This is a genomic window from Carboxylicivirga fragile (assembly GCF_050589805.1).
GTDB lineage: Bacteria > Bacteroidota > Bacteroidia > Bacteroidales > Marinilabiliaceae > Carboxylicivirga > Carboxylicivirga fragile.
This window is the reverse complement of the sequence record NZ_JBNGOY010000008.1, coordinates 1-17,197: the sequence shown is the minus strand read 5'-3', so window position 1 is coordinate 17,197 and position 17,197 is coordinate 1. Positions and strand designations below refer to the sequence as shown.

Genomic DNA, 17,197 nt, shown 5'->3' with positions numbered 1-17,197 from the left:
TTTAATAAAAATTCTGGTCGAAGCTTGTAAGTATTAGGAATACAGTGGATAAGATTGATTAATGAATTGTAAGTAAAAATGACATTTGGGACTGTTAGTTCCTGATTAGCAAAATATAACCTGACAAAATATAAAGAGATGATAAACGAACAACTTCTTAATCCAAAGAGTATTGTGGTAGTAGGTGGGTCTGATAATATTCAGAAGCCCGGAGGTAAAATTGTTAAGAATATAATAGATGGTAACTATAAAGGAGATTTATATGTTACTAATCCTAAAAGTGAAACTGTTCAAGGAATAACTTGTCACAAGGATGTCGCTGATTTACCTGAAACAGTTGACTTGGCTGTTTTGGCTATTGCAGCAAAGTTTTGCCCACAAACTGTTGAGGTTTTGGCTAAGCAAAAAGGTACTAAGGCTTTTATTATTATTTCCGCTGGCTTTAGCGAGGAGAATGAAGAAGGAGCCAAATTAGAACAGCAAGTTGTTGACACGGTAAACGAAGTTGGCGGTTGTTTAATCGGCCCTAACTGTGTAGGTGTATTAACTACTCATCACAACAGTGTTTTTACTACGCCTATTCCTGCACTAGAAAGTCAAGGTGCTGATTTTATTTCTGGTTCTGGTGCAACAGCGGTATTTATTATTGAAGCTGGTACTTCAAAAGGATTGAAGTTTAATAGTGTTTATTCGGTTGGTAATAGTGCACAGACAGGAGTTGAGGAAGTATTAGAGTATTTGGATAACACCTTTGATGCTGAGAAAAGTTCGCGCATTAAATTATTGTATCTCGAAAGTGTAAATAATCCACAGAAATTATTGAAGCATGCCTCTTCTTTAATAAAGAAGGGATGTAAAATAGCTGCCATTAAAGCTGGTAATTCAGAAGCGGGTAGTAGAGCTGCATCAAGTCATACTGGTGCTTTGGCAAGTAGTGATTTAGCTGTTGACGCTTTGTTTAAAAAAGCGGGTATTGTTCGTTGTTATGGACGTGAAGATTTAGCTAATGTAGCTGCCGTGTTTATGGCAAAAGAGCTGCAAGGGAAAAATATAGCAATAATAACTCATGCGGGTGGGCCTGCAGTAATGTTAACGGACGCCATGTCCAATGGTGGCCTAGAAATTCCGCACATTGAAGGAGCTAAGGCTGATGCATTATTGGAAAAGCTATATCCTGGTTCTAGTGTGGCTAATCCAATTGATTTCTTAGCTACGGGAACGGCAGAGCAGTTGGGTGATATTATTGAAGCTTGCGATAAGGATTTTGATAATATCGATGCCATGGCCGTCATCTTTGGTAGTCCTGGTTTATTCCCTATTGGAGAGGTTTACGATGTGCTGCATGAGAAAATGCGAAGCTGTAATAAGCCAATTTATCCGGTACTACCTTCGGTTGTTAATGCTAAAACTGACATAGAGAACTTTTTAGCTAAAGGTAATATTAACTTTCCGGATGAGGTGCAATTAGGGCAGGCTCTTACGAAGGTGTTTAATAATAACGAGCCCGCAGAAAAAAGCGAAGCGCCTAAAGAAGTTAATGTAACTGAGGTGCGTCGAATTATCGAAGCTCAGGAAGATGGATATGTTTCACCTGAAGTTGTTCAGGACTTATTGGATGCTGCCGGAGTTCCGCGTGTAAAAGAATTTGTTAGTGATCAACTAAAAGATTTGCAAAATGCTATTTCTGAAACAGGCTATCCTGTGGTGATGAAAGTAGTTGGGCCGGTTCATAAGTCAGACGTCGGTGGTGTTGTTTTAAACGTGGATTCAGATGAGCAGTTGGCAAGTGAGTTTGATCGTATGATGAAAATAAAAGATGCTACAGGAGTTATGGTTCAGCCAATGTTGAGCGGTAAGGAACTTTTTATTGGAGCAACATTTGAGCCTGGATTTGGACACATGGTTTTATGTGGACTAGGAGGTATCTTTGTGGAAGTATTAAAGGATGTTAGTTCAGGCTTGGCACCTTTGTCTCAGGACGAGGCTTTGCAGATGATTAGAAATCTGAAAGGGTACGAGATTATAAAAGGAGTTAGAGGTCAGCAAGGTGTTGATGAACAGAAATATGCTGAGGTGATAGTTCGTTTGTCGACAATGTTGCAACATGCGCCTGAAATTAAAGAAATGGACATTAATCCTTTACTAGGTGAAGGTGAAAAGGTTGTTGCTGTTGATGCTCGAATTAGAATTGAAAAATAGTATAAGTAACTAATAATAAGAATTAAAGCTGGCTTTGTGAGTCAGCTTTTTTTGTTTATAAATTACTAATAGAGAAATAAGTCTGTAAACTTGATTTAAATCATCTATTAGGAGTGTATGATTTTAACAAATACTTGTATTTTTGTGAAGTCTTACAGATTGAAACAAGTAAATAGAGAAAAAATTCTTCAATCAATTTGTAAGCGTTAATAAATGGAATGTATGAACAGATATTTTAAAGATATAATATTCGTTTTAGGTGTCGTTATCTTCTTTCTACCGTTTTTTTTAATAGAGGAGGTATTTGTTGCCTATAGCCAATTTAATATAGATCACCCACTTATTATGAGTTTTCTGAAGTTTGCGGTATTAGCAACTTTAGGCGAGGTAATTGGTTTACGAATTCGAAAAAGTATTTATTGGGAAAAAGGCTTTGGCTTAATGTCTCGCGCGATAGTATGGGGTTTTTTGGGAATTACCATAAAGGCTGCATTCGTTGTTTTTGCGAGTGGAGTGCCTATTTTTCTAGAAAAAATGGGTGTTGAAGGTATAGTAGCTTCAATGAAAGGGGATTTTAGTACAACGAAATTGTTGGCAGCTTTCTCAATTAGTGCAGCTATGAATCTGGTTTATGCTCCTGTAATGATGACGCTACATCGAATAACTGACACTCATATATTGTTTCATGGTGGTCAGGTGTCGTGTTTAGTTAAACGAATCAATTTTGGAAAAATTCTAAAGGAAATGGATTGGGGAATGCAATGGAATTTTGTGTTTAAAAAGACCATACCATTTTTCTGGATTCCAGCGCATACTATTACCTTTTTGATGGCGGCCGAGTATCAGGTATTGTTCGCTGCCCTGCTTGGTATAGTGTTAGGAGTGCTGCTGGCAATAGCTAGTCCTAAGCCTAAAACTAAGGGTTGAAAGGTTGCAAATCTCGTATAATTAAAGCATATTTGAAGTATTACAAACCAAGAAAACTAAATAAACAAACTATGTCTCAAATTGGTATTTTCTATGGTCCAGAAATGGGCAGTGTTGAGAAGGTAGCGCGCTTAATTGCTGATAAGATCGGCAATGATCGAGTTGAATTAATTCCTGTTAAAAATTGTGATGCAGCCGCTTTAGATCGTTTTGATAAAATGATTTTTGGTGCTTCTACAATTGGTATGACAAATTGGAACTCGGATTACAAAGATTCGGATTGGGATGTGTTTGCGACTAAGTTAAAAGATGCTAACTGGAATGGAAAGAAGGTTGCTATTTTTGGCTTAGGTGACCATGTTCAGTATCCTGAACACTTCGTAGATGCTATTGGATGGATTTACGAGCGATTAGAGAAATTAGAGGTCGAAGTTGTAGGTTTTTGTTCTACTGATGAATATGAATATGTTGAATCAGAAGGAGTAAAGGACGGACAGTTTTTAGGTTTACCTGTTGATGAAGACAGTGAGCCAGAAAAAACGGATCTACGCGTACAGAATTGGATTAACCGACTCATTAACGAGTTTGGGTTTTAAGAATTATTAATTAGGTGGTATTGTGTATACCACCTTTTTTGTTTCGAATGGGCCAAATGAAATTAGTTCAATTGGTCAAATCGAACTCAAGTTAAATTAATAGCATGCATCAACATAAAAACACACCAATACCTGCTAACATAGTTGACAAGGTATTGGCTAAATATCAAATTGAGGATTTAAACGAAGCTACAATTCGTGAAATTGTTTCTATCGTTAACGATATAGAGGAAGAGAGCGGGGAGAAGTTCATTCGTATGGAAATGGGTGTTCCCGGATTAATGCCATCTGAGGTTGGTACCAATGCTGAGATTGAAGCCTTAAAGAATGGTATGGCTTCGAAGTATCCTATGTTAGAAGGGATCAAATCCTTAAAGCACGAAGCAAGTCGTTTTGTCAAAGCATTCATGAACTTGGAGGTTTCACCTGAAGGTTGTGTGCCTACAGTTGGTTCTATGCAGGGGTCGTATGCAAACTTCTTAGTTACGGGTAAATTATTCGAAGAGAAAGACACAATATTGTTTATCGATCCGGGTTTTCCAGTTCAGAAACAGCAACTTGATGTATTGGGTTATAATTACGAATCGTTTGATGTATACAATTATAGAGGTGAAGCTTTAAGAGAAAAGTTAGAATCATATTTCTCTACTGGTAAGATAGCATCGGTTATCTATTCCAATCCAAATAACCCAACTTGGGTTTGCTTTACCGAAACGGAATTAAAAATAATTGGCGAATTAGCTACCAAATATGATGTGGTAGTAATTGAGGATTTGGCTTATTTCGCCATGGACTTCCGTCAGGATTTATCAAAACCATTCGAGGCACCTTACCAAAGTAGTGTTGGGCATTTTACTGATAATTATGTCTTGCTCATTTCTAGTTCAAAAGCATTTAGTTATGCAGGACAACGTACGGGTATGATGTGTATTTCTGATAGCCTGTATAAACGTAGGTATGAAAATCTTGAGAAGCGCTTTGGCTTGGAACAGTATGGTCAGGTATTGGTAGCGCGTGTATTATATAGTTTATCTTCCGGAACGTGTCATTCTGCACAGTATGCATTGTCGGCAATGTTAAAAGCTGCTAACGATGGTGAGTTTAAATTCTTAGATGAGATCCGCGAATATGGCGAGCGAGGAAGATTGATGAAAGAATTATTTACTGGTAATGGCTTCAATATAATTTACGACAAAGATATGGATGAGCCTTTGGCAGATGGCTTTTACTTTACGGTTGCTTATGGCAATATGAGTGGAGGTGAGTTGCTGAAGGAGATGCTGTATTACGGTGTGAGTGCCATTACTTTAGGTAAAACCGGAAGCAAGCAAGAGGGGCTTCGTGCCTGTGTTTCACAAACGGGGCAAGAGCGCTTTGTAGAATTGAAAGAGCGATTGAGTGCTTTTGATAAGAATTATAGTTAAAAATGGATTGTTGCTTACTAATTGTAAGCTTTGTAATATATTATGCGACAGAGAAATATTGACTTCCATCATGTCCTTTTTCAAGAAAGTTGTGTAAATTTGTAACGAACAATAAGACTCAATAAAATGGCAAAAGCAAAAGGTGCAATTGTGGTAGATACAGTTAAGTGCAAAGGCTGCGGTGTTTGTACAACCGTGTGTCCCACAAAAGTAATTGAATTAGCTACCGAAGTAAATGGCAAAGGGTATCACTATGCGTATATGGCGAACCCGGATGCTTGTATCGGATGTTCTAATTGCGGGATCATTTGTCCTGACACATGTATTACTGTTTATCGCGCTAAAGCAGGTGCTACTGCTTAATTTAAAACTCATAAAGAAATTTTAGTCGCACATGAGAGAATTAAAATTAATGAAAGGCAATGAGGCAATTGCTGAAGCAGCAATTCGCGCTGGTGTGGATGGTTACTTTGGCTACCCTATTACTCCTCAGTCGGAAGTAATGGAGACCCTTATGGCCCTCAGACCTTGGGATTCAACCGGGATGGTTGTACTACAAGCGGAGAGTGAAACTGCATCTATTAATATGGTTTACGGCGGCGCAGGTTGTGGTAAGCGCGTTATGACATCATCATCAAGTCCTGGAGTAAGTTTGATGCAAGAGGGTTTAACTTATCTTGCGGGAGCTGAATTACCTTGTGTTGTTGTTAATGTTGTACGAGGAGGTCCTGGTTTAGGAACCATTCAACCTGCTCAGTCAGATTATTTCCAAACAGTAAAAGGTGGTGGACATGGAGATTATAAGTTAATAACTTTAGCTCCTGCATCCGTTCAAGAAATGGCTGATTTTGTTGAATTATCTTTTGACTTAGCCTTTAAATACCGTAACCCGGTAATGATTTTATCTGATGGCGTTATTGGTCAGATGATGGAAAAAGTTGAGTTGTCGGAACAAAAGCCACGCTGGACAGCTGAGTATATCGAAGAAAATCATACTTGGGCAACAACTGGTAAAAAGGCCAATAGAGAGAAAAATATTATCACTTCGGTTCAGTTAGAAGCTTCAGTTCAAGAGGCATTCAACCATAAATTACAAGCGAAGTATCGTTCGGTTGAAGAGAATGAAGTTCGTTACGAAGAAGTGATGTGCGATGATGCAGATTATATTATCGTAGCCTACGGTTCAAGTGCACGTATCTGTCAAAAATCAATTGAAATTGCACGCGAAAAAGGTATTAAAGTAGGAATGTTTCGTCCTATCACTTTATATCCATTTCCAACAGAACAATTAATGAAACGCGCTAAGCAGGTTAAAGGAATGTTATCTGTTGAAATGAGTGCCGGACAAATGGTTGAAGATGTTAAGTTAGCTGTTGAATGCTCTATACCTGTTGAACACTTTGGTCGTTTTGGTGGATCCGTACATTCGCCGGGAGAAGTGGTTGAAGCGCTTGAACAAAAATTAATTGGAGGGGATAAGTAATGTCAGATATAAATACAATTATTAAGCCTGAAAATATTGTCTACAAAAGAACTGATGTTCTTTCGGATAATGATTTAAGTTACTGTCCTGGCTGTGGTCATGGAACAGTTCATAAGCTAATTGCTGAGGTGATCGAAGAAATGGGTATTCAGGATACCACCATTGGTATTGCACCTGTTGGTTGTTCGGTATTAGCGTATAACTATTTAGAAATTGATTGGCAGCAAGCAGCTCACGGTCGTGCGCCAGCATTGGCAACAGCTGTTAAACGTTTGATGCCAGAGAAAAATGTATTCTCATACCAGGGTGATGGTGATTTAGCGGCAATTGGTACTGCTGAAACTATTCATGCCTGTAACCGTGGTGAAAACATTGTGATGATCTTCATCAATAACGGTATCTACGGAATGACAGGTGGACAGATGGCACCAACAACCTTACCAGGTATGGCAGCTTCAACTTGTCCGCACGGACGTGATGTAAGCCACGATGGTGAGCCTATTAAGATTTCTGAAATTTTGGCTCAGCTACCGGGTACTTGCTATGTGACACGTCAGTCGGTTCATACGGCTGGTAATGTTCGCAAAACAAAGAAAGCTTTACGTAAGGCATTTGAGAATCAAGCGGCAAATAAAGGTACATCATTGGTTGAGGTGGTTTCAAACTGTAACTCAGGTTGGAAAATGACACCAATCAAATCCAATGAGTGGATGGAGGAGAATATGTTCCCTTATTACCCTCTTGGTGATATTAAGAACGAAGAGTAGTTCGGTTTAATCTTTTAAAATTTAAGAAATGAAAGAAGAAATAATAATAGCCGGATTTGGTGGACAAGGAGTACTTTCGATGGGTAAGATCCTTGCTTACTCTGGCGTTATGCAAGATATGGAAGTGTCGTGGATGCCAGCTTATGGTCCTGAAATGCGTGGTGGTACTGCCAACGTAACAGTTATCTTGAGTGATGACCGTATCAGTTCTCCAATTCTTCACGAATACGATACTGCGATTATTCTTAATCAGCAGTCGATGGATAAGTTCGAATCTGATATTAAACCAGGTGGTACGCTTATCTATGATGGAAATGGTATTACACGTCACCCGGAACGTACCGATATAAATATTTATCGCATTGATGCAACAGCTGAAGCTGCACGCATGCATGCTGTAAAAACGTTTAATATGATTGTACTAGGTGGATACCTTAAGGTGAAGCCTATTGTGAAAATGGAAAATGTTATTGCTGGATTGAAGAAGTCCTTACCTGAACGCCACCATCATCTTATCCCGATGAATGAGAAGGCAATCACACGTGGAACTGAATGTATTAATCAAGTTTCAGAAGCATAGCAATCCATCTTTTATGAAAATCCTAAGCGCAACCCTCAGCAAGTTGCGCTTTTTTTGGCTTCATATTTGCTTAGATATTAAATGTGCTATTACATGCCTTATGTTATGAACATATTTTATAGTTTAGCACCATTGTAACTTAAAACATAACCTTATGGATTTTTTATTACGTTTTCGTTTTTTGCTAATTACTTTGTTTATAGTCGTTAGTACTACTACAAGTAGTTATGCACAAGATGATTTAAAGAAATATAAGCAGCAGATTGAAGAGGATAGTACTTTGGTTGATGCTTTAGCTGGGTATGATTTAACCCTGCGAATGGATATTTTAAATTTATCCTTGCATCCTGAAATATTAATAAAATTGGCTGAAATCCGGGATGGATCGCATAAAGCTTTTCAAAATATTATTGATCCATACGATCAAGATACGCAGTTTGGTTTGTATGAGTTAAGTCGTTATCCCGACCTGATTAAAACTTTAACCATTAATGGCAAGAAATCCAAGAAGGAGATTGAGCAAATACTGATGGCTTATCCTGAAGATATACATGAATCAGGTAAAAAATATGGGAATAAGCAGTTCGATGCTTTGACATCCATTAATATTTTAAATGAAAAAAATATTGGTGAATTCCAGCAAGTTATTTCTTCTTATAATGAGGAAGTGCAATCCAGTGTTAAGCGGTTGATGGATTATCCTGAAATTATCTCAGCGATGGATGAGAATATGGATTTTGTTCGAATACTTGGAGAAGTTTATCGCGAGTACCCAGACGAGTTGGTCGCTAAACTCAAAGTTCGTCATGATAAAATTAGTGAACAAAAAAAGGCGGAGCTAGCTGATTACCAGAAGCAACTTGAGGAAGATCCAGAAGCCATGGAAGAAATGGTTGCTGCAGCCAAGCAATACTCTGCGGATACAAGTGGTGAGGATATTACTGAAGCTAAAGAACAAGATGTACAGATGGTTCATGTGCATCATTATTCTTACTGGTATGGATATCCCTATTGGTATGCTTCACCATACTGGAGACCTTATCCATGGTACTTTCATACTGGTTTTTATTATGGACCTAGTGGGGGAATGATTTTCATAGGTATGCCTTCTTATTATTATGTAGGCTGGCATCATCGTCGTTACCCAAATCGCTACCATCACTTGTCGTATCATTATTGTCGACATGCCCATCGTCACCCACGTTCTCGGTACAATTTTAACCGAAATGTAAATGTGAATATTAATAATAATGTGAATGTCAATCGGGATAACTTAAATAAGATAGACCGGAATAAACAAAATATTTTAAAACCAAGTACAAGACCGTCTGGTGGTGCGGCGAATAAGCCCTCAACCAGACCGGCAAGTAAACCAACTACAAGGCCAAGCACTAAACCTGCGAAGAGACCAACACAAAAGCCTACAACAAGGCCAGCTCAGAAACCAACACAGAAACCGTCAACTCGTCCAAGTACGCAACCTAGTACAAGGCCGACGCAGCAACCTAGTCAGCGACCGGTTAATTATAATAACTATCGCTCAAACGAAAGTTTTAAGCAAAATATGAGTGCGCCACGACCTACAAGTCGCCCAGCTACTCGTCCAAGTGGAGGAGGTGGCGGAAGAAGGCGTTAGTTCTTAATAACTATTGTATTCGCTTTTAAGCAAGGCAAACACAAGATCATCCAACCATTGGTCATTTTGTAATATGCTTTGCTTGAAGTGCGCTTCCTGTCGAAAGCCAAGACGCTTAACTAAGTTTATTGATGCCGTGTTTCGAGGATCAATGGAAGTAATTATACGATGTTTATATAAGCTTTTAAAAAGATATTTTATACAAGAAGACAAGGCCTCGGTAGCATAACCTTGGCCTTGATTTGTTTTAGCCAATGTACAGCCTAATTCTACTTGATGTTCATCCAAAAAGTGGAGTCCAATGTCACCTATAAGTTCTCCGGATGAATTTAGGATAATGGCGAATTGTGCCCACGAATCTGCCTGATTAAAGCTTGAAGCTATTTTGTCAATCCAGTCCTCGGTATCGTCCTTGGTTTTAGGAATCCATCCTTGGTATCGATTACTGACTGTATCTGAGCGATAAGCGAAAACAGCAGCTGAATCATCGAATGTTATCTGGCGTAAAGTTAAACGCTCTGTTTTAATAATGGGATAGTCCATTTTGATTTGGGTTAAGTGTCTAGTCTGTTTTCGGAAAAATACAAAAAAAATGAGGGTGTCCAAAAACTGTGAAAGCATATGTTCACTGAGTGCTTGCTGAGCTTGCCGAAGTATGTCGAAGTAATTATTAGTTGATAATCAGTACTAATCAAATTTCATCTCGACTTCCTTTCGACATGCTCAAGGGGCATCTCGATGAGCGAGCTTAGTTTTTGGACAGCCTCATTTTGAAAGTTACTTTCTTTCTTTTTTTTATGGAAGTTGCATGCCTTCTATCAAAGGAGCTCCACTATCAACTAACAGTTTATAAAGCTCAGACATTTGATTTTTTTGTAATTCGAGTAATGTAGACTTTACCTTTTCCAATTCTTCCGTCGCAATTTCCAGGCTTTGTAATTGAGTGGCTGTTGGGCCATAAGTATTCCTAAGTGCCATTGAGGCATTACCATATCTCTGATTAATCGATGGCATTGACTTTTCACCAACCTCATTTTTAGCCTTATCGCCTTCAATTTTTGCCTTAAGTACATATAGTTTTTCTCTTAATTCTTGTATTTCACCTTCGGCTTGTCCGGCTTCTAAAGAAGACTGAGCTAATGACTTATGCATTGCCGATAATTGCGACAAACTTTTGTTAAGAGATAAATTAACGGCACTTAGCTTATTTTGAAGTTCACCAAAGTGTTTGTTAAAGTTGGCGATGGTTTGGTCATCCTGTGCTGGTAAATAGCCATCTTTCATGTTAACGACTTCAAAGTTAATTGCCTCACTTAAACTTACGATATTACCATCTTCTTCTTTGGATAAACTAGCGGTATATACTCCAGGAGGGGCAAGTGCACCTGATCTTCCACTGGATTTTGAATTCAATTTCACTGCATTTTTTTCTGGATACCTTAAATCCCATGCCACTCGATGAAAGCCCTTTTTAGTCGAACCTTTAATTTTACGTATAATATCACCATTAGAATCTTTAACTGTCAGCCAAACACGAATGGAGTCTTGATTTAATTCTTTTTCAATACTTTCCCAGCCCGGAAAAGATATTGGTTTCAGGTCTTTTTTCAGTTCTCGCTCCACCTTTTGTCGTTGGCCTTTTATACTCAAATAACCTTCTTTAAGGTAATAAGTGAATATGGCTCCAAATTCGGGGTTAGGAGCAAGGTAGTATTCAGCACCTTGTGAACCTCGTCCGCCCATTGAAACGCCTGGACGTGGAATGTAACGCAAAGCCTTACGCGTTGGAAACAAACTTGCCTCTTTATTTAGTTGTTCTTCACTAACATGTCGAAGTACGGAGTAATCGTCGAACACAAAAAAGCTACGGCCAAATGACGCACCAACTAAATCATTTTCTCGACGCTGGATGGCCAAATCGCGGAAAGAGATAGTTGGAACATTGCCCATCAGTTTAATCCACTTCTCACCTCCATCAACTGTGAAGTAAATACCAAATTCTGTTCCTGCAAATAATAAGTCTTGTTTTTCATGATCTTGAACGAGTCTCCACACCAATGTGTTTTCAGGAAGATTTCCTTTGATTGATTTCCACGATTTTCCTTTATCCGTACTTTTGATGAGGTAGGGATTTAAATCGCCATACTTATGATTATCCAATACAGCATAAACAGTATTTGGCTCGAATAAATCTGCTTTTATATCGTTAACGAAAGCTGTGGCTGGAATACCTGAGATTGAGCTAAGTTCGGTTTCAATCCATGATTCGCCTCCATTTGATGTTACTTGTATCCGACCATCATCGGTTCCTGCATAAATTAATCCTTCCTGAATAGGTGATTCAGCCAATGATGTGATGGTGTTATAATTCGACATGGCATAAAAATCCCATCCATTATCCCAACTCTGCGTTTCACCCATAATTGGTAAGGTGATTCGATCTTGGTTCAAGGTTAAATCCTCTGAGATTGGTGTCCAGCTATCACCACGGTTATCGGAACGCCAAACACGTTGAGAAGCAAAATAAAGCCGTGTTGGTTCATGAGGGCTAACTAGAATTGGTGCATCCCAGTTGTAGCGTTCGTTCGGCTCACCTTTACCCGGTTGCGGTTGAATGTGTACTATTTCACCAGTTGTTTTATCAATGCGTACCAGATTACCTTCTTGCCATTCGCTGTATAATATATTTGGGTTGCCTGGCTCAGTAGCCGGCTGATGACCATCGGCAAATAAAGTAACGTACCAATCGCGATTGGCGATGCCATTAGCATTGTCGGTTCTACTCGGGCCGCCTTGCGTATTATTATCTTGCGTACCTCCATAAATATTGTAGAAGGGTTCAGCATCGTCAACAGCCAATTTGTAGAATTGTGTTACTGGCAAGTTAGAAATAAAGCGCCAATTTTTTGTTCCATCAAAGGTCTCGTATAAACCTCCATCGGTTCCTATGAGCAAGTAATTGGGATCATCCTTTTTAAAAGCTATGGCATGGTTGTCAGAATGCTTGTATTGCTCCTTCATCCGTGAAAACGTACGGCCGCCATCATTTGATTCCTGAATGCGCACATCCATTAAATATAGTTTATCAAATTGATGTGGGCTCGCGTATAACTCTTGATAATAGTGAGGGCCAGTTGCTCCTGATACTGCATTGGACATCTTGCTCCACGATTGACCTTTGTTAGTTGAGCGATACACACCTCCCTGTCGGCGATCGAGTTCAATGGCGGCATAAATTACATCCGGATTTTGTGGGGAGATAGCTAAACCGATTTTACCCATGTTACTATTTGGTAAACCTTTTTTAAGCTTTTGCCAGCTTTCACCTCCATCCTTGGAGCTATATATGGCCGTACCCGAACCACCACCCATGTAAGCTGCTACATTTCGATGCCGTTGCCAGGTGGCTGCATACAGTTGTTTAGGATTTCGCGGATCTATTAGCAGATCAGTGACACCAATCCATTCATCGTCTCCCAGGGTTTTATACCATGTTTGTCCGCCATTGCTTGATTTGTACAAACCGCGCTCACCGCCCTTGTTCCAGAGTGGGCCTTGAACAGCTGCCCAAATAATATCTGAGTTTTCGGGATTTACAATGATTTTAGAAATATGCTGAGATTCTTTTAATCCCATATTTTCCCATGTTTGTCCATCATCGTTACTACGGTAAATACCGTCGCCATAACTAACATGTCGGCCGCCAACATTCTCACCTGATCCCACCCAAATGGTATGTGGATTATTAGGGTCGATGGTGATACAGCCAATGGAGTATACCTTTTGCTTATCGAAGATAGGTTTCCAGGTGGTACCTGCATTATTGGTTTTCCAGACTCCTCCTGATCCAACGGCTACGTACCAAGTGTTTTCATGTAAGGGATGAATGGCAATATCTGCAATTCTACCTGACATAAACGCCGGGCCAATATTACGTAGTTTTAAACCCGAAAATGTGGTGTCGTTTAACAGTGAATGTTGCGCGTGCACAGAATGAACGCCTATAATGATGATGATCATTAGGGCGCATCTTTTAAGTTGATGTTTCATCGTTTGTGTGGTGATAAAGGTTAATACTTCCTGATATTCAGTAACTGAGAAATACAATATACGTAAATAAATATTGATTTTATATGGGAAATAGGATTTTTCTTTTTGGGCTAATGCTAAGTCTTTTTGGAATAAAAGGGGGCTTCGATATACTACATCTTTGTAGTGTAATAATTAACAAACAAAACAAAAATAAAAAGTCATGAAAAAGTTAAATGTAGTATTAGTCGTTATTGCTTGTTTATTTTCAACAAGCTTATTCGCTCAGGACATTATTCACGATGCTGAACATTATGTGTTAAAAAAGCAACATGGAGATAATTGGGCAACAGAAGATGAAGATATTGATGCTAAGCTCAAAAAACTTGAGAAAAAGCATGGAACCAAACCAAACATTATACATATAATGTGGGATGACACAGGTGTTGGTGAAGTAGGTATACCTGAGATTCAGAAATTACGTGGATTTGAAACACCAAATATGAATCAAATGGCCGAAGATGGTATGAACATGATGAGAATGTATACCGAGCCAAGTTGTACACCAACAAGGGCTGATGCCATGACTGGCAGATATGCCGTAAGAACAGGGATGCACACAGTAAGCTTTCCAATAGAGAATTCAGGAATGGATGCTGAAGAAGTAACCATAGCCGAGGTATTGTCAGAAGCCGGGTATTCAACTGCTTTTTACGGTAAATGGCACTTAGGTGATACTGAGTCAAGTTACGCACACAATCAAGGTTTTGATGAAGCTTTTTTTACGCCTTACAACCAGGTGCCAAGTATGTGGGTTCGTGAAGCTGAAGCCAATAATGTTGTAACAGGTTTATATCCTGAATTATACGGAGAAGATATTTATGATATCGATCAATCATGGAAACCAATTGGTTATGTTTGGACTCTGGAAGGAACCAAAGGTGGTAAAACTTATGAATGGGGAGCTCCTCCTGCCGTGCCTAACTTCTGGGATATTGATAAGGAGTGTGAAAAGCGTACAATGGAATTTGTGAGAAGAAATGCTAAAGCAAATAAGCCATTTTATGCTGCCTATTGGCCTACTGTAACTTCTTTTGTGCCAGATGCTAGAAGTTCGGAGAAGATTACTGCAAATAAAAATGTTTTGCAAGAAGGTTTGGTTAAAGTTGATGCTTTTGTGGGTGAATTGCTTGAGGAACTGGAAGAGTTAGGAATCTCAGAAAACACATTGGTAATTGTAATGGCTGATAATGGTCCTTTTACTCACCATGGACCTCGTGGAATGGTTGAAACATTGTATACCGGTGGAAAAGGTGACTTTACTGAGGGTGGAATAAGAGTACCATGTATTGCAACATGGCCAGGTACCATTGAAGAAGGACAGATTGTTGGCGATATCATTCACATAACGGATTTGTATACCACTTTTGCACGCTTAGCTGGAGCAACGGATTATATTCCAAGAGATAGAATTGTTGATGGAGTAGACCAAACTTCTTTATTAATCAATGGAGATGGTTATAGCAGAAGAGATTATGTAATGGTTTATCAAGGTGATAATTTATCTGCAGGTATTAAAGGGCGTTTTAAGAGAGATTGGAAAAATGCTGAGCCAGGTTTATCAGGTGCTGAATTTTATGATCTGTATACCGATCCTCGCGAAGATAATCCAGAGATGATTCAGCAATTTCATACCAAGAGTATGTTCAAGCGTCAGAAAGAGCGTCACTTATTGTGGATTGAAAAATACCCTAATCGTCCGGATGCAACGCCAGGTATTCCTTTGCAAGGTATCGAAAATGTTCGACCAGAAACAGAAAAACTGTATCATGCACCATTTAATATGGATGATTTACCATTCGATTTAAAAGAGGTGATGGATCATGAGTTACCTTTTGTAGACGAATGATCGGAACTAATAATAGCATCAAGGCTGCTTCTTCGGAGGCAGCCTTTTTTTTGAATAACTAAAGGAGCTGCTCTTTCTAGTGAAATTTCCTAGAAAGAGCAGCTCCTTTAGTCGTATTTGTTATTTGGCTCTGGTAACTTCGGTTGGTAGTATGCCTTTCACCTTTTTAAACATGCTACTGAATTTCGATAAGCTGGAGTAACCCAAATCATAACCCACTTCCGATACTGAGTAGTCGCCTGTTTTAAGTCGTCGATAGGCCTCTTCCATACGTTCTTGCGTGTAAAATTGGTAGATTGAGGAACCAATAAGATGTTTGAAATCTTTTTTAAGCTTTGTTGGACTCACGCCAAATTCACTTGACAACTCTTCTATGGTAAAAGCGGTTTCAAGGTTATTAAGAATTTTTAAGCGAATGGTATGAATTAGCTTATAGTCATCAATGTGCAAACCCGATAATTCATCTTCATCAACCTCTTTCTTAAAATGAAGTGCCACATTGGTAAATATCTCAAGTGCACGCGCCGATATAAGTGGTACCTTAGCGTAAGGTAGTTTGTCAAAGGCAAAAATGTCGGAAATTAATTTATCGTTCTCTGGAGAAAGATCCATACGATAGGCAATGCCTCCATCCGAATCAAAAAGTTCGGAATGTACCCTGTCGAGCCCATCGTATATTGGTCCCATCTTTTTGCGATCAAACTTAAAGCCTATCCATTTTACATTGGTATTTGCCTCAAATTCTCCTTCTACTGGAAACAGGCCATTGTACAAGAAGATATTACCACCCGCTTCATCACCCATTTTAGTATCTGACTCTTTATAAGTGTGAGTAAATGAGCCTTCTTTCATAATATTTAGGTGGATGAATTCCGGATCATTATCAGGTGTACGTGTAATAATCATTGGTTTTTTTGAGTTGAACTCAACATAGGTAAATTCAACGCCTTCAATGGAGTAATAACGAAGTGATAATTTTACAGGTCCACTTGTAACTTCCAGGCTATTTTCTTTTTCTGTACCTCCCAGAACATCTTTAATGCCTTTAATGTAGTTTTTTGCAACTCCTTCAGGTATAACGATGTGTATCTTCTCTTGTGATGTGTTCATGATCGGTTTATTGGATATGATGCACTTGCAATTTACTAAATAGATCCATTCTCATAAAACTTCTTATTTATTATCTGACACTTTTTTATTGAAAAAGGGGTGTTTTGGTCTTTATGGAGCATTGTTGTGTCTTCTTGGAATAAGTTGAAGCATTTGAATCAGTGATATTTGTATCAACAAAAACAATAAAGATCAACTAATAAAATAAGGAACGATTCTTTCTTGCATAATGGTTATAGAGAACCGTTCCAAAACAAAAGTCAAACAGTAAAAAACAAAAGTCATGAAAAAGTTAAAAACAGTATTAGCAGTAGGTTTATTTTTAATGGGAATTGGACTCACATCTTGTAGTAGCGATGATAATTATACACCGGTTAACCCCGAACAACCTGAAGTGCCAGTAGCTCCGGGACCTGAAAACCCAGTGGGTCAGCCACCAGTTGTTTCTCCATCATAAGTCTTTAAGGGTTATTACAAAGTCGGATTGGAATAAAAGCAGAGATTGAAACGAGCAATCTTTGTATCAACAAAAACAAT

The 17,197-nt window shown here is 38.8% G+C and carries 14 protein-coding genes; 11 read left to right on the top strand and 3 right to left on the bottom strand.

Annotated features, from left to right (window positions below):
• The first annotated feature begins 138 nt into the window (after positions 1 to 138).
• From ACRD7B_RS04680 to ACRD7B_RS04640, 9 genes are all read left to right on the top strand, one after another.
• Entirely contained in the window at positions 139 to 2,199 is a 2,061-nt protein-coding gene (locus tag ACRD7B_RS04680) for an acetate--CoA ligase family protein (RefSeq protein WP_430823316.1), read from the top strand.
• 222 nt (positions 2,200 to 2,421) lie between these two features.
• The gene (locus ACRD7B_RS04675; protein WP_430823315.1) at positions 2,422 to 3,126 is read left to right on the top strand and encodes a hypothetical protein; all 705 of its coding nucleotides are present in this window, start codon (positions 2,422 to 2,424) and stop codon (positions 3,124 to 3,126) included.
• A 71-nt stretch (positions 3,127 to 3,197) separates the two neighbouring features.
• Complete coding sequence (locus ACRD7B_RS04670) at positions 3,198 to 3,722, top strand: flavodoxin (protein ID WP_430823314.1); 525 nt, start codon at positions 3,198 to 3,200, stop codon at positions 3,720 to 3,722.
• A gap of 104 nt (positions 3,723 to 3,826) precedes the next feature.
• Positions 3,827 to 5,146 carry an aminotransferase class I/II-fold pyridoxal phosphate-dependent enzyme gene (locus ACRD7B_RS04665; RefSeq protein WP_430823313.1) on the top strand — a complete coding sequence of 440 codons (1,320 nt, stop codon included), beginning with the start codon at positions 3,827 to 3,829 and terminating at the stop codon, positions 5,144 to 5,146.
• Positions 5,147 to 5,272: 126 nt separating this feature from the next.
• Positions 5,273 to 5,509 (top strand): 4Fe-4S dicluster domain-containing protein, encoded by a 237-nt coding sequence (locus tag ACRD7B_RS04660; protein ID WP_430823312.1) that lies wholly within the window; start codon positions 5,273 to 5,275, stop codon positions 5,507 to 5,509.
• A gap of 31 nt (positions 5,510 to 5,540) precedes the next feature.
• On the top strand, positions 5,541 to 6,629 hold the full coding sequence (locus ACRD7B_RS04655) for a 3-methyl-2-oxobutanoate dehydrogenase subunit VorB (RefSeq protein ID WP_430823311.1): 1,089 nt from the start codon (positions 5,541 to 5,543) through the stop codon (positions 6,627 to 6,629).
• Positions 6,629 to 7,396, top strand: coding sequence for a thiamine pyrophosphate-dependent enzyme (locus ACRD7B_RS04650; protein ID WP_430823310.1), 768 nt, complete (start codon positions 6,629 to 6,631; stop codon positions 7,394 to 7,396). Before ACRD7B_RS04655 ends, ACRD7B_RS04650 begins: the two co-directional genes overlap by 1 nt.
• Before the next feature lie 28 nt (positions 7,397 to 7,424).
• On the top strand, positions 7,425 to 7,976 hold the full coding sequence (locus tag ACRD7B_RS04645) for a 2-oxoacid:ferredoxin oxidoreductase subunit gamma family protein (protein ID WP_430823309.1): 552 nt from the start codon (positions 7,425 to 7,427) through the stop codon (positions 7,974 to 7,976).
• Between the two features lie 154 nt (positions 7,977 to 8,130).
• Positions 8,131 to 9,612, top strand: a complete 1,482-nt coding sequence (locus ACRD7B_RS04640; RefSeq protein ID WP_430823308.1) for a DUF3300 domain-containing protein — start codon at positions 8,131 to 8,133, stop codon at positions 9,610 to 9,612.
• 3 nt (positions 9,613 to 9,615) lie between these two features.
• Here the strand turns inward: ACRD7B_RS04640 and ACRD7B_RS04635 are convergent, their stop codons facing one another.
• Together ACRD7B_RS04635 and ACRD7B_RS04630 are read right to left on the bottom strand one after the other, a co-directional pair.
• Complete coding sequence (locus tag ACRD7B_RS04635; RefSeq protein WP_430823307.1) at positions 9,616 to 10,155, bottom strand: GNAT family N-acetyltransferase; 540 nt, start codon at positions 10,153 to 10,155, stop codon at positions 9,616 to 9,618.
• A gap of 252 nt (positions 10,156 to 10,407) precedes the next feature.
• Entirely contained in the window at positions 10,408 to 13,632 is a 3,225-nt protein-coding gene (locus tag ACRD7B_RS04630) for a VPS10 domain-containing protein (protein WP_430823306.1), read from the bottom strand.
• A 232-nt stretch (positions 13,633 to 13,864) separates the two neighbouring features.
• Here ACRD7B_RS04630 and ACRD7B_RS04625 point away from each other — a divergent pair, with 232 nt between their 5' ends.
• Complete coding sequence (locus ACRD7B_RS04625; RefSeq protein WP_430823305.1) at positions 13,865 to 15,550, top strand: sulfatase-like hydrolase/transferase; 1,686 nt, start codon at positions 13,865 to 13,867, stop codon at positions 15,548 to 15,550.
• A 120-nt stretch (positions 15,551 to 15,670) separates the two neighbouring features.
• Here ACRD7B_RS04625 and ACRD7B_RS04620 read toward each other — a convergent pair whose 3' ends face one another.
• Positions 15,671 to 16,660, bottom strand: coding sequence for a helix-turn-helix domain-containing protein (locus ACRD7B_RS04620; RefSeq protein ID WP_430823304.1), 990 nt, complete (start codon positions 16,658 to 16,660; stop codon positions 15,671 to 15,673).
• A gap of 283 nt (positions 16,661 to 16,943) precedes the next feature.
• On the opposite strand from ACRD7B_RS04620, the gene ACRD7B_RS04615 reads away from it, so the two are divergent.
• Positions 16,944 to 17,117, top strand: coding sequence for a hypothetical protein (locus ACRD7B_RS04615; protein WP_430823303.1), 174 nt, complete (start codon positions 16,944 to 16,946; stop codon positions 17,115 to 17,117).
• Positions 17,118 to 17,197: the final 80 nt, after the last annotated feature.